At 63.2% G+C, this 12,112-nt stretch carries 8 protein-coding genes and 1 pseudogene; 7 read left to right on the forward strand and 2 right to left on the reverse strand.

From position 1 onward, the window contains the following. Positions 1-53: 53 nt before the first annotated feature. Positions 54-1,595, reverse strand: coding sequence for a PucR family transcriptional regulator (locus tag ACFTWF_RS37015; protein ID WP_378466047.1), 1,542 nt, complete (start codon positions 1,593-1,595; stop codon positions 54-56). A 120-nt stretch (positions 1,596-1,715) separates the two neighbouring features. Here ACFTWF_RS37015 and ACFTWF_RS37020 point away from each other — a divergent pair, with 120 nt between their 5' ends. The 4 genes and pseudogenes from ACFTWF_RS37020 to ACFTWF_RS37035 all read left to right on the forward strand — a co-directional run bounded on the left by ACFTWF_RS37020 (position 1,716) and on the right by ACFTWF_RS37035 (position 9,027). After that, positions 1,716-3,782: a hydantoinase/oxoprolinase family protein gene (locus ACFTWF_RS37020; protein WP_378466048.1), complete on the forward strand. Its 2,067-nt coding sequence runs from the start codon at positions 1,716-1,718 to the stop codon at positions 3,780-3,782. Then, complete coding sequence (locus ACFTWF_RS37025; RefSeq protein WP_378466049.1) at positions 3,779-5,749, forward strand: hydantoinase B/oxoprolinase family protein; 1,971 nt, start codon at positions 3,779-3,781, stop codon at positions 5,747-5,749. The genes ACFTWF_RS37020 and ACFTWF_RS37025 overlap by 4 nt, the downstream gene beginning before the upstream one ends. Positions 5,750-6,205: 456 nt before the next feature. Next, positions 6,206-7,582, forward strand: a complete 1,377-nt coding sequence (locus ACFTWF_RS37030; protein ID WP_378466050.1) for a purine-cytosine permease family protein — start codon at positions 6,206-6,208, stop codon at positions 7,580-7,582. 480 nt (positions 7,583-8,062) lie between these two features. After that, positions 8,063-9,027, forward strand: a pseudogene (locus ACFTWF_RS37035) (nucleoside hydrolase). A gap of 70 nt (positions 9,028-9,097) precedes the next feature. On the opposite strand, the gene ACFTWF_RS37040 reads toward ACFTWF_RS37035, so the two are convergent. Further along, on the reverse strand, positions 9,098-9,256 hold the full coding sequence (locus ACFTWF_RS37040) for a hypothetical protein (protein ID WP_378466051.1): 159 nt from the start codon (positions 9,254-9,256) through the stop codon (positions 9,098-9,100). 534 nt (positions 9,257-9,790) lie between these two features. Between ACFTWF_RS37040 and ACFTWF_RS37045 the strand changes: the two genes are divergently transcribed. The 3 genes from ACFTWF_RS37045 (at position 9,791) to ACFTWF_RS37055 (ending at position 11,793) form a co-directional block, all read left to right on the forward strand. Next, positions 9,791-10,267, forward strand: a complete 477-nt coding sequence (locus tag ACFTWF_RS37045; protein ID WP_378466052.1) for an RrF2 family transcriptional regulator — start codon at positions 9,791-9,793, stop codon at positions 10,265-10,267. A 69-nt stretch (positions 10,268-10,336) separates the two neighbouring features. Then, entirely contained in the window at positions 10,337-11,557 is a 1,221-nt protein-coding gene (locus ACFTWF_RS37050; RefSeq protein ID WP_378466053.1) for an NAD(P)/FAD-dependent oxidoreductase, read from the forward strand. Positions 11,558-11,601: 44 nt separating this feature from the next. Beyond that, complete coding sequence (locus tag ACFTWF_RS37055; RefSeq protein WP_378466054.1) at positions 11,602-11,793, forward strand: hypothetical protein; 192 nt, start codon at positions 11,602-11,604, stop codon at positions 11,791-11,793. Positions 11,794-12,112: the final 319 nt, after the last annotated feature.

Here is a 12,112-nt window from a genome sequence, read left to right on the forward strand (position 1 = left end):
CGTTCGGGTTTCCCTAGTCCTCGCAGGAGGATTCGTGTGAGATACGGCTCCCGCTATTCCGGGGTGAGACATTGAAGGCTGAGGTGGATCTCTGTGATTACCGCCGGCGAGCGAAGCGATGTGCGGAGGATGTCCTCGATCTTCTTGATCCGGTAGCGCACCGTGTTCGGGTGGAGGGCGCACTGCGTGGCCGTCGCGGAGACGTCGAGGTCGTTCTCGAAGTAGTTACGAAGAAAGTCCAGAAGGTCCGGATGGTCGTCGATGAGGGGTGCCAACTGATGCGCGGCTTTGCGCGAGGTCGATGCATCGGCGCGGCCCGCCAGCAGCCAGTCGCTGATTCCCACATCCTCGAACCGTTTGGCCGGGGAACCGCTCCGGGTCGCTGCCCGTCGTGCGCACTGGGCATCACGTACCCGTTCGTGACCAGTGCGAAGGTCGTTGAACGAACCGCTGAACCCGCAGGCCACGCCTTCTTGGAGGTTCTGGATCCACGTGTCGACCGAGCTGCTGGTCGCCGGCACGATCCCGAGCAGTTCGCGGTCGACCTGCGCCAGCAGCAACGGCAGGCGGGAGTCGTGGGCAAGGTCCACTACATCCTGCTCGAGAGCGTCCAGCAAGGTATCCGCGCGGAGTGTCCATCGGCCACCGTCGTAGGTTTTCGATGCCGTCAGTGACACCATGCGCAGGTCAGCTTGCCGGCCGAATCGCAGCATTTCCAGTCTGTCGACGACGGCGGCGAGGTCGGGTATCTCGCCGGAAGCGAGGGTCCGCACGAGGGCAGCTCGTATGGCCCTGTTCTCGGTCGTCGCGCGGTACCGCGAGCGCTCGATCGTATTGAGCAACCGCAGCGCGACCTCGACGGCGGGAGCAGCCAATGGATCGGGTACTTCATGGCGTTTGGAGGCAACGGCGAACCAATAATTCTGACCGCCGGGTGCGATCGAGTAAGCACTGACGGCCCATCGACCTACCCGGAATCGTAGACGGCCGGTGCGTCCTCTCAATTGGGCACGGATCAGATGCAGGGGTGCTTCGCCTGCAGATGCGACAACGTCGCCCATCTCGCTGTAGAGCACGACACTGCTGCGAAGCAGTGCAGCCAAGCGTGCGACAAGATCTGCTTCGGGCGCGGGAGACGCCATTGCTTCGAGCAGATGATTCTGCATTTGCAGGGTCCGTCTGAGCAGCATCGAGTCCGTTGTCTTCGCAGCTGCCGCCACCCGGGATACGACGTCCATGAACCGCACCTGGGCGGGTATGGAGATCACAGCAAAGTGGTGCCGGTTCGCCTCGTCGACGAGGGCGCGCGGCACGGTGTCGGTGGCGACCCCTACGCCGTAACCGAGAGCAGACACGCCGGCATCCACCAGTTCGCGGACAAGTTGACGTTGGGCGAGGGACGCCTTTTCCTGCCCGATGAAGCGGGTCCCGGTCGTGAGCATCAGAGTGCGGGGTTCCAACCACCGAGACGGCGCCTCGATCTCAATCGGGTGTGCGCTGACGAGCTGAACATTCGGGTCGCCATCGCTCTCGAGAGTCAAGCCGAGGTCCTGTTCGAGCAGCAGGTCGACCAGACGGAAATACTCAGTTTCCACGTGCGAAACACCTCACCACGAGATGTTAACAAGTCCAAAGAATGCGGCACAAGATTTCGTTTTCTCCAATTGTTTGGGTGTTTACCTGGGCAGATACTTGGCGAACCCGAACGCAGGAGTATGACCGTGATCACACCCCCCGAACGAAACCTTCGAGTCGCCGTCGACGTCGGCGGCACCTTCACCGACGTCTGCATCTTCGACTCGCGAGCGTCGACCACCCGCGTGGCGAAGGTTCCCTCGACACCGCACGACCCCATGGAGGCGGTCGTCGCGGGTGTGCGCAGCGCCGGAATCGACCTCGCTGACGTTGCCCTGTTCTCACACGGAACCACGGTCGCAACCAATGCGCTCATCACCAGGAACTTCCCCGAAGCAGCACTGGTCACGACCCGCGGATTTCGCGACGTCCTCGAAATTCGAGACGGGACCAAAGACGAGCTGTGGGACGCCTACTCCGATGTGGGTACCCCCTACATCCGTCGCCGCGACCGGTACGAGGTCACCGAACGAATCGACTACGCAGGCGAGATCATCACCCCGCTGGACGAAGCCGACGCGCGCGAAGTTGCGCGACTTCTGCGCCGCAAGCAGATCCAGACCGTCGCGATCTGCTTTCTGAACTCGTACGTCAACGCAGCCCACGAGCGGCGCATGCGGGAGATTCTCGAGGAAGAACTCCCCGGCGTCAGTGTCTCCACCTCCAGTGAAATCCTTCCCGAGATCTTCGAGTACGACCGCGCCTCGACGACGGTGGCCAACGCCGTGCTCGCCCCATTGGTCAGCGGCTACGTCAACCGGCTCGAGGAACAACTCCGCGCAGACGGATACGACGGCGACCTGCTGCTCCTGCACTCCGGCGGCGGGTCGATGACGCCGGCGATGGTCGAACGCTATCCAGTCCGGTTGGCTGCATCCGGCATCGCAGCCGGGGCCATCGCCGTCGCGGATATCGCCAATCGATGTGGATACCCCAACGCCATCGGCCTGGACATGGGCGGAACCAGCACCGACATCTCACTCGTCTACGACGGCGAGATCCGGACGACCAAGCAATGGCAGGTCGAGTACGGCTTTCCGATCTCCTTCCCGAGCATCGAAGTGCTGACCATCGGAGCAGGCGGCGGTTCACTCGCCTGGATCGACGAAGCCGGCTCGCTGCGCAACGGACCAACCTCCGCCGGTGCGGACCCTGGACCCGCCTGCTACGGGTGGGGTGGAGTCGAACCGACCAACACCGACGCCAACCTCGCTCTCGGCCGCCTGGGCTCATCATTGATCGGCGGCGGACTGAACCTCGACGTCGATGCCGCGGAGAAGGCCATCCGCCGCGTCATCGCCGACCGGCTCGAACTCGACACCGACACCGCCGCCAGCAACATCATCCAAGTCGCCAACGCCAACATGGCCGACGCCGTGCGACTGCTGTCGATCCGCCGCGGATACGACCCCCGCGACTTCGTCCTCGTCGTCTGCGGCGGTGCAGGTGCCCTGCACGGAGCCGCCCTGGCCAAGGAACTCAACATCCCCACCGTCGTCGTACCACCACACCCTGGAATCACATCAGCGCAGGGATGCCTCCTCGTCGACATCCGCCACGACCTCTCCGCGATGTTCCAGGGTCTCGTCACCGACATCGACACGGCGGCGCTCGAGCGTGAGTTCGTCCGGCTCGAACGTGAAGGGCTGCAGCGGCTCGAGCACGAAGGTGTGCCCGCAGACAGGATGGTTCTCGACCGAAGCATCAGCATGCGCTACTCCGGGCAGTGGCGATCGTTGACCGTCTCGGCAGGTACCGGTACAGGATTTCTGACCGAGGCTGTCGAACGTTTCCACGAAGAGCACGAGCGGGACTACTCGTTCCGCCGGGACGACACGCCAGTCGAGATCTACCAGATCGGACTACGCGCAATCGGCACCACGCCGAAGCCTCAATTCCCCCAGGAGAGCGTGCCGTCCACTGAAACACCAGCAGTCACCACACACCGGTCCGTCTACTTCGACGAACTCGGCCAACGCGTCTCGGCCCCGGTATACAACCGCGACGACCTGCGGTTCGGCACCGAGATCGACGGGCCCGCGATCATCTCCCAACTCGACTCCACCACCGTGGTACCACCGGGAACGACCGCCGTGATCGACGAGTGGGCCAACATTCGCATCAACATCCTGCAGGAGACCAAGTGACTACCTCATCGACGCTGGACCGCACTCTCGACCCCGTGACATTCGAGGTACTCAAAAACGCCTTCGTCACCTCCGTCGACCTGATGTCCGAGCAGATCCTCCGCACCTGCTACTCATTCGTCATCTACTCGCGCGACTTCTCCTCCGCACTGTGCGACGCCGACGGCAATACCGTGATGCAGGGCAGCCAGGACATCGCCGTCCACGTCGGCACGCTGCACTTCCAATGCAAGGCAGTCCTCGAGGAATTTGGCGACGACATCAACGAGGGCGACGTCTTCGCGATCAACGACCCATACCGAGGAGGAACCCACCTCAACGACGTCAGCTTCATCAGACCCATCTTCGCCGACGGCACACTGATTGCATTCGCGCAGAACAAAGGCCACTGGGCAGACGTCGGCGGTAGCGTACCCGGATCGTTCGACGTGACAGCCACCGAACACTTCGCCGAGGGACTGCGCATAACGCCGGTACGGTTGTGGCACGAAGGCCGATTCCTCGCCGACGTCGCAAAACTGCTCGTCGCGAACACCAGGTCGCCGGAGATCAGCATGGGCGACCTGCACGCCCAGGCGGAGGCCACCGGAGTCTGCGAACGCGAACTCCACCGGCTCGTCGGCAAATACGGTCGCGAAACCGTCACCGCCGCTATGCAAGAAGTCCAAGACTACGTCGAACGCATCGTGCGTCAACGCGTCGCGGCCCTACCCGACGGCACGTGGACCACCGAGGACTACTTGGACTCCGACCCCGCGAAACCCGAAGGTCTGGTCCCGATCCGGGTGTCGTTGACCATCGAGGGTGATCAACTCAGCTACGACCTGAGCGGAAGTGCCCCTGCGGTCGCCAGCTTCCTCAACTGCGGATACGGCACCGCGTTTTCCGGGATAGTCGCAGGAACCAAGACATTCTTCCCCGACGTTCCGCTCAACTCGGGTCTCTACAACGCCATCACCACAGAGCTCGGCCCGGAAGGCACCGTGGTCAACGCGGGATGGCCGCACGCGGTCACCGGATTCTGCTCCGGGCCATACGAGAAGATCATGAACGCCATCTTCGAGCTGTGGTCGAAGATCATTCCCGAGCGGGCCATCGCCTGCTCGTTCAACCTCGAGTACCTCCTCATCGGCGGACGCGACGCCCGAGACGCTCAACACCCATTCTTCATGTGGTACGACTGGATGGCCGGCGGATGGGGTGGACGGAGCACCAAAGACGGCGCAACCGCGACGGCCCCAGTATTCGGCGTCGGACTCGCCGTACAACCCTGCGAAGGACAAGAACGCCTCACCCCGGTCCTGACCAGCGAGCACGCCATCATCACCGATTCCGGTGGTCCGGGCACCCACCGTGGAGGATGCGGCCTGACCAAGGGCGGCGTCCTGACAGACTGTGACAACACAGTGATGTCGTACTGCTGCGACCGCGCCCGATCACTGACATGGGGCATCGAGGGCGGGCTTCCCTCCATTCCACACGGCGTCTGGCTCAACCGAGGCACACCGGACGAACAGTTCCTCGGCTCTGTCTTCTCCAACGTCGCCATCCAGTCCGGCGACTCGTTCGAACGGCCCTCCGCGGGTGGCGGCGGATACGGCGACCCACTCGACAGAGATCCCGCGGAAGTAGTCGAAGACGTCATCGACGGATACGTCTCTCTCGAGCGCGCCGCCACCGACTACGGAGTCGTCATCGACGCGATCGATCCGGAGATCGACCACTACGTCCTGAATGACGGAAAAACCCGGCAACTTCGCAAGAGCATTCGACAATCGCGCCGCGAGTGGCTCACGACCGACCCCGAAGACATCGCGGAACGCTACCGCAACGGCGAACTCGGCATGCTCGATCTCGTCCGCCGATACGGCGTCATCGTCGACTGGGGAACTGGCGAACTCCTCCCCACCACCACAACCCAGTTCAGAGACCTCCTGCAAACACGCGCAGCACAGCACTGGACCTGAACCGTTGCCTTGGCGAGGCGCTCCGCCTCGCCAAGGCAACGAATCCACCGGGCGTACCAGCCGGCGCCACAACATTTGTCAGCCTTACGATTCGGGTCACGCCAGTCAGTGCCAGATTGGCGTTGCCATACAGTGACACCCACATCGATCTCGATCTCCCCTGAGGAATCCCCGTCCTGGACACCTCGACCGCCAGGGCAATCGACGCGATCCACCGATCCCGCGATCACCGTGCCGACACGCTCTCGAATCGTCTGCGACAGACCCGACCGGGAGCGGAGATAGGTCTCCGGAGTTGAACGCCACTGCTGCACCGCGAACGAAGGCCCTCAACTTCTTGTCTGACCGGCGGGTAGATGGCACCCCATCGCATCGGTGCACCGTGCCTCCCCGCCCTCGCGAACTACACCATTGCTTCACCGCCTGACCACTCGTTCTCACAGAGAGAGCACCACCATGTCCGAACACGACATTACCGCCCCGACCACCGGCAACAAGTCCACCCCCACCGAGACCGAAGTCCCCGAATCTCAGCGCGCGCCCCGCTGGTCGTTGACCATGGCATGGTGGGCCATGTTCAGCGCGATGTTCTGGCTCTACATCGCATCCGCATCCTCCGACGCAGTTGGAGTACCGAACACCCTGATCGGAATGACGCTGACGATCGCCACCTACGGAATCGTCAACCGAATTCTCTCCCGGTATGCGGCCCGAACCGGACTATCTGTGGAGTCCTTCTCCCGCAGAATGTTTGGGCCCATTGGATCCATCCTTGCGCCGCTGGTGTTTGCGGCAACCGCCTTGTATTACGGCGTCTTCGAAGGATCCATCGTTGCAGTGGCACTGCAGGACTATTTCGGCGGCGATCTTCGTATCTGGTACCTGGTCTGCGTCATCTACATGATTCCACTCGTCCTCGGCGGAGTTGCGACCTGGCTCGACAAGATCAACGGCATCCTGTTGCCTTTCTACGTCATTGGACTGGTCGGGGTCATCGCCGCCGCAACCGTCAAGCAGGGTTACCCGCACCAGTGGCTCGACTCCGTACCGACAACTGGGCCCCTGCCGGGTTGGCTGACCTCATACCTGATCTACATGGGTGTCTGGGTCATGATGATGTACACCTTCGACTATGCGCGCCTCGCCAAACCCCGAGACTCGGCGTTTCACGGCACGGTGACCTTCGGTTGGGTCTTCTACCTCTTCACCTTCGGCGTGAACGGACTGATTGGCATCTACATCCTCGAGTGCTGGGGAATTGCAGGCAGTGAAAGCGGAGTCGTCCAGGCCATCATCAACTCCCTCGGTGTTGCCGGCGTAGTTCTGATTCTCATTTCACAGACCCGCATCAATACCGCCAACTACTATCTCGCTTCGAGTAACCTCCAAGTACTCGCCGATCGAACCTTGAGAATAACCTCGCCCAGAGCGGTGTGGGTCCTCGTCGCGGGGATACTGGCCTATCTGTTCATGCTCACCGATGTCCTCAGTTACTTGCTGAAAGCCCTTGCATGGCAGGGTGTATTGGTCACCGCCTGGGTGGCGATAGCTCTCGTGCACATTGCAATGCACCGCCGTGACCGTGCTGCGTCAGCCAGGAACGTGGCCGGAGCAGGCGCCATGGCTTGGCTACTTGCATCCGCGATCGGCATCGCCGCGACCGTACAAACCACGTACGCCGAACTTGCCCAGCTTGCACCGATAATTACGGTGGCGTTCGCGGCGAGTTTGTACTGGCTGTCATGCTCTCGGATGGTCCGAACGCCGATTTCACGCCAGGGGCGAAAAGACGACCGCGTGAAACCAAGTCCCGAAGAGGCGCAGACTGTTTGATCTATTGCCCAGGCGCCAACCGTCAACTCTTCCGGCCCAGGTAGGCGTAGGGAAACGTGAGTGTGAGCAGTGGCGCCATCGTTATCAGATCGCAGCCTTGGCTCGCCAGTCGTACTTCTTCGTTGGACGAATCGATCCTTGGAAGTGCGTGGCCAGAACACCGGTCAGGAGGAGCAAACGACATCGATGGCGTCAGCACCGACTATCGACGGCAGTCGCCCCCACGATCTCGATCGAGATGGCTGATGCTTCCGCGTTGAAGATTTGACTGCGACTATTCGATCGAGTTCGGGCTGGCGATTCTGGCAGCGTGTGGCGAGCGCGCGTCCAGCGTTAGATGACACGGAAACCGTCGTCAAAGGCAGCTGACGAAGAAGTCGACAACATCAGCGCTTCGTGTCAGCGTGCCCGCACACGAGAATGGCAGCATCGGTAAGCCGGGCACGACATGGCAGTTACTGAACAATCGGGAAGGTTGCGATGTCGGACGTTCGCCGCGTACTAGTCGACACGGACACCGGCGTCGACGATGCACTCGCTCTGTTGACGGTCCTGGCCGCACCGGAGACGGAGTTGACCGGAGTCGGCAGTGTCTTCGGCAATTGCACGGAACGGCAGGCCGCATCCAACGCGCTGTCGTACTCGCGGTCGCCGGCCGCGTCGGCATCCCCGTCTGCGTCGGTCGGCCACGACCCGGGCCGGCGCCGGCTACCCCGTCACCCCACGGCGCCGACGGTCTGGGTGATCGAGGCTTGCGGCCACCGGACGGGGTCTCGCCGGCAACGGAGTCGGCCGTCGAACAGATCCTGCGAATCGCTCGTGAACAACCCGGACAGGTGGACCTGCTGTGCCTGGGACCGCTGTCCAATGTCGCTGCCGCTGTCGCGCAAGATCCACTGGTGCTGACCCGCTACCGGACGGTGACCATCATGGGCGGAATGGGACCCGTCGCCCGACAGGCCACCGAAACCGCGGTGCAGCCTCTCTTTCTCGTGAAGGGAGACACGAACACCAACCATGACCCAGTCGCCACCGCTGCGGTCGCGGCAGCCCCGGGGCCGGTTACCTGGGTCGGGATGAACGTGACCGGTCGTCTGCACATGCCGTGGGCCGAGCTCGACGCCCAGGCTGCGCATTTCGGGGTCGCCGCGTTCGTCCGCGACATCACCGCCGACTACCACCTGTACTGCACGACCACCTACCAGGCCGACACCCCGATCTATACCTGTCACGACTCCGTCGCGGCCGGCGTCCTCCTCGACCCGGCCGTGGTCCGGTCCGCTGTCGAATTGACCGGCCGCGTGCACCGCGGCGACGACGGTCGGGCAAGTCTCTGGGGGCGCAACACAGTGGAGGGCCCGAGGCATCGGTTCATCACCGACCTGGACTATTCGACGATCCGACAGCGGATCACGGCGACATTCGGCGGCTCCGCGCCGCGTTGACCATCAATGGCGTGTACGCGTCGGTGACTGTCGAGCCGGTCTGAGCGCCCCAGAGCCGTGGGTGATGCCGCTATTTTCCGTAAAGCAGATCACTCTGAAGCTGCGATGGGTTCTCGTGCGGACCTGCGGTGGCAACACCGGCGGCTCCGATGGCGAAGCCGGTGACGGCCACGGCGGTGGCGGAGAGTGCGATGAAGAGAGCGACGCGGTCGCGGGCGTTGGTGCGCATGGTGGTTTCTCCTGAGTTCTGACACTTCGGGAACGTCGGGGGACCGTGGGGCTTCGGGTTTCGATTCCCTGGTGTGCACCAACTATGTCGCGACTGCGCGTTGTCGTCTGTCCACCGACAGGCCCGAGGGTGGGATGAATCCAGTGCCCTCCGATCGGGGGATGTGGACGATACGATCGCGATTTCCGGTCTCTTCAAAGTCATCCCCGGGCTCGGTTTTCGTCGAGAGCGGCGACCGACGCCGAGCTGCTTCGGAGGGAGGCTCGTTTGGACCTCCCGGGTTAATGGATTTGGTGGTGACGGTTCATGTGTGTGGTGAGGTGTCAGATCAGCGGGGTGATCTGATCATCGCGGCCGAGTAGTGCTTTGCCGTAGATTTCGTAGTTGACGGCGGGAATGACGACCGCGTGTCGTGCTGCGACGTTGGAGTCACGCCAGATCCGCTGCAGCGGGTTGACTATCCAAGTTCGCGCTCCTCTGGGAGCGACGCATTGACGGCGGACAATCTAGACAACTAATATCTAGGTTATGAAGATGTCCCGCGGTGTCGAATGGGCAATGCACGTCGTGCTGTCGTTGGCGTGGGTGGACGACGACTGTCCGGTGTCGACGGCTGCGCTCGCACGCAGTTACGATCTGCCGGCGCCGTATCTGAACAAGCAGTTGCAGGCGCTCGTGCGAGCGGGAATCTTGTCATCCGTTCCCGGTGCCGCGGGTGGGTTCGTATTGACCCGGTCGGCGAAGCACATCAGTGTTCTCGATGTCGTCACCGCCATCGAGGGTGCCGAGGAGGCGTTTCGGTGCACCGAGATCCGCGCCCAGGGCGTCGGCGCGAACATGCCTGCCAGTCAGTTGTCGATGCCGTGTGCGGTATCGATGGCGATGCGGAAGGCGGATCTGGCGTGGCGGCGGGAGTTGGCCGCTCAGAGTGTCGATGACGTCCGCGTCGAGGCTGAACGGCATGCGCCGGGAATCGCCGAACGGATGCGCCAGGCATACGACCGCACCTGATCAAAGCAAGGTCCATAGCTTCCGACGAAACCGTCCAATCCGGGCGGTTCATCCATGAGGAGAATCTAGATGTCAAATGTCCTGATTATTGGTGGAGGGTTTGCGGGGGTCTGGGCGGCGGCCAGCGCCGCCCGATTGCGGCGCGATGCCGGGGTACCGCGCGAGGACCTGACGATCACCCTGGTCGATGCCGGCGACGATCACGTCATCCGGCCCCGCCTGTACGAGCGGGACCCGGAGAGCAAACGCTGCTCCCTCGACGGGTTGCTGGGGCCGATCGGAGTCGAGCGGGTCGCGGCAACGATCACCTCCATCGATACCGCCGGCAATCAAGTTCACGGTGTCGCCCGTACTGGTCGGGCCACGTCGCTGAGCTATGACCGACTGATCCTGGCCACGGGCAGTCAACTCGTCACCCCCGCCGTCGTGGGTGCCGAGCATCTCTTCGACATCGACACTCTGGGTGCGGCCGCCTATCTCGACGGGCACCTGCGTAGCCTGCCCGCCCGACCGGACTCGGAGGGCCGCTACACGGTGGTGGTGGTCGGGGCGGGGTTCACTGGGCTCGAGATCGCCACCGAACTCACCGACCGACTCCGTGAGATCGCCGGGGGCGGGCCGGTGCGGGTGATCCTGGTCGACCGCAATGAGGTTGTCGGATCCGGGCTGGGCGAGGGGCCGCGGCCTGCGATTGTCGAGGCGCTTGATGACCTCGGGATCGAAGTTCGTCTTGGCGTCGAGGTGGCTTCGGTGGATCCGGACGGTGTGTGGCTCGCCGACGGTACCCGGATCGACTCGCATACGGTGATCTGGACGGCGGGCATGGAGGCCAGCCCGTTGACGGCGCACATCCCCGGCGAACGTGATCGCCTCGGCCGTCTCACCGTCGATGCGCATCTGAGGGTGGCCGGTCTCGCGGACGTGTTCGCCGCGGGCGACACCGCCGCCGCATACGCCGACCCCCATCACATCGTGATGCAGAGTTGCCAGCACGCGTTGCCGCAAGGGAAATTCGTCGGGTACAACGCAGTCGCCGATCTGCTCGGCCGAGAGCTTGTCCCGTTCACTCCCGTCTCCTATGTCACCTGCTTGGCTCTCGGACCGGCCGGTGCCGTGTTCTCCTCAGGGTGGGATCGGCAGGTGCAGATGACCGGTGAGGAAGGGGCGGTGGTGAAGAAGTCGATCAACACCGTTGCGATCTATCCGCCGGTCGGTGATCCGGAGGCGCTGCTGTCGCTGGCGGTCCCGGATGGGGCCTGGCCATCGCCTGAACTCGCTGCCCTGACCTGAGGCGCTTTCCACGATGGCACTTCCGGTTCGGTGCGGTGCCCCGCGTGGGTGCCCACACGGGCGTGCCGGTGGACTCGATGAACCTGGCGGTCGGGTACGCCGGAGTCGACCTCGCCAACGGTCTCGGCGCAATCGCCTACCTCGCCGAGAGCGGAGGCCCAGCGGAAACGTTCGGCAGAAACAGGTACCCCGATGGGCCGAACGACCCGTGTGTAACCCCGCAGGTCACCGCATGATTGTGATCAAACAGAAACACGGCACCAGTGCCCTACGGACCCCGCGAAGGAGGTCGCCGGAGACAGCGTCCGACCCACAACTTCACTCGTAGGCATACAGGCAGCACACCCCGCGCAGACAGGCAACATGCGCCCCCTTTCGAGGGTTCGGTGCTGCACCCATAGACCGCACCTTTCCTGGTGCGAGTCGGGGGATGGCCCGTCCGTACGTCGGCACCGTCGTACGGGCGGGTCCACTCCGTGGTTGGCGGAGGCCCGGCATGGATTGCGATTCGTTCCTGCCTCGCGTGGGAGGTGATCGGCATGTGCCCCTCGATAG

The organism is Rhodococcus sp. NPDC056960 (genome assembly GCF_042674125.1).
Classification (GTDB): domain Bacteria; phylum Actinomycetota; class Actinomycetes; order Mycobacteriales; family Mycobacteriaceae; genus Rhodococcus_F.

What these genes read in the sequence shown, in the direction of transcription:
- ACFTWF_RS37020 (WP_378466048.1), top strand. Translation starts at nt 1,716, where the DNA reads ATGACCGTGATCACACCCCCCGAACGAAACCTTCGAGTCGCCGTCGAC.
- ACFTWF_RS37030 (WP_378466050.1), top strand. Translation starts at nt 6,206, where the DNA reads ATGTCCGAACACGACATTACCGCCCCGACCACCGGCAACAAGTCCACC.
- ACFTWF_RS37040 (WP_378466051.1), bottom strand. Translation starts at nt 9,256, where the DNA reads ATGCGCACCAACGCCCGCGACCGCGTCGCTCTCTTCATCGCACTCTCC.
- ACFTWF_RS37045 (WP_378466052.1), top strand. Translation starts at nt 9,791, where the DNA reads ATGTCCCGCGGTGTCGAATGGGCAATGCACGTCGTGCTGTCGTTGGCG.
- ACFTWF_RS37050 (WP_378466053.1), top strand. Translation starts at nt 10,337, where the DNA reads ATGTCAAATGTCCTGATTATTGGTGGAGGGTTTGCGGGGGTCTGGGCG.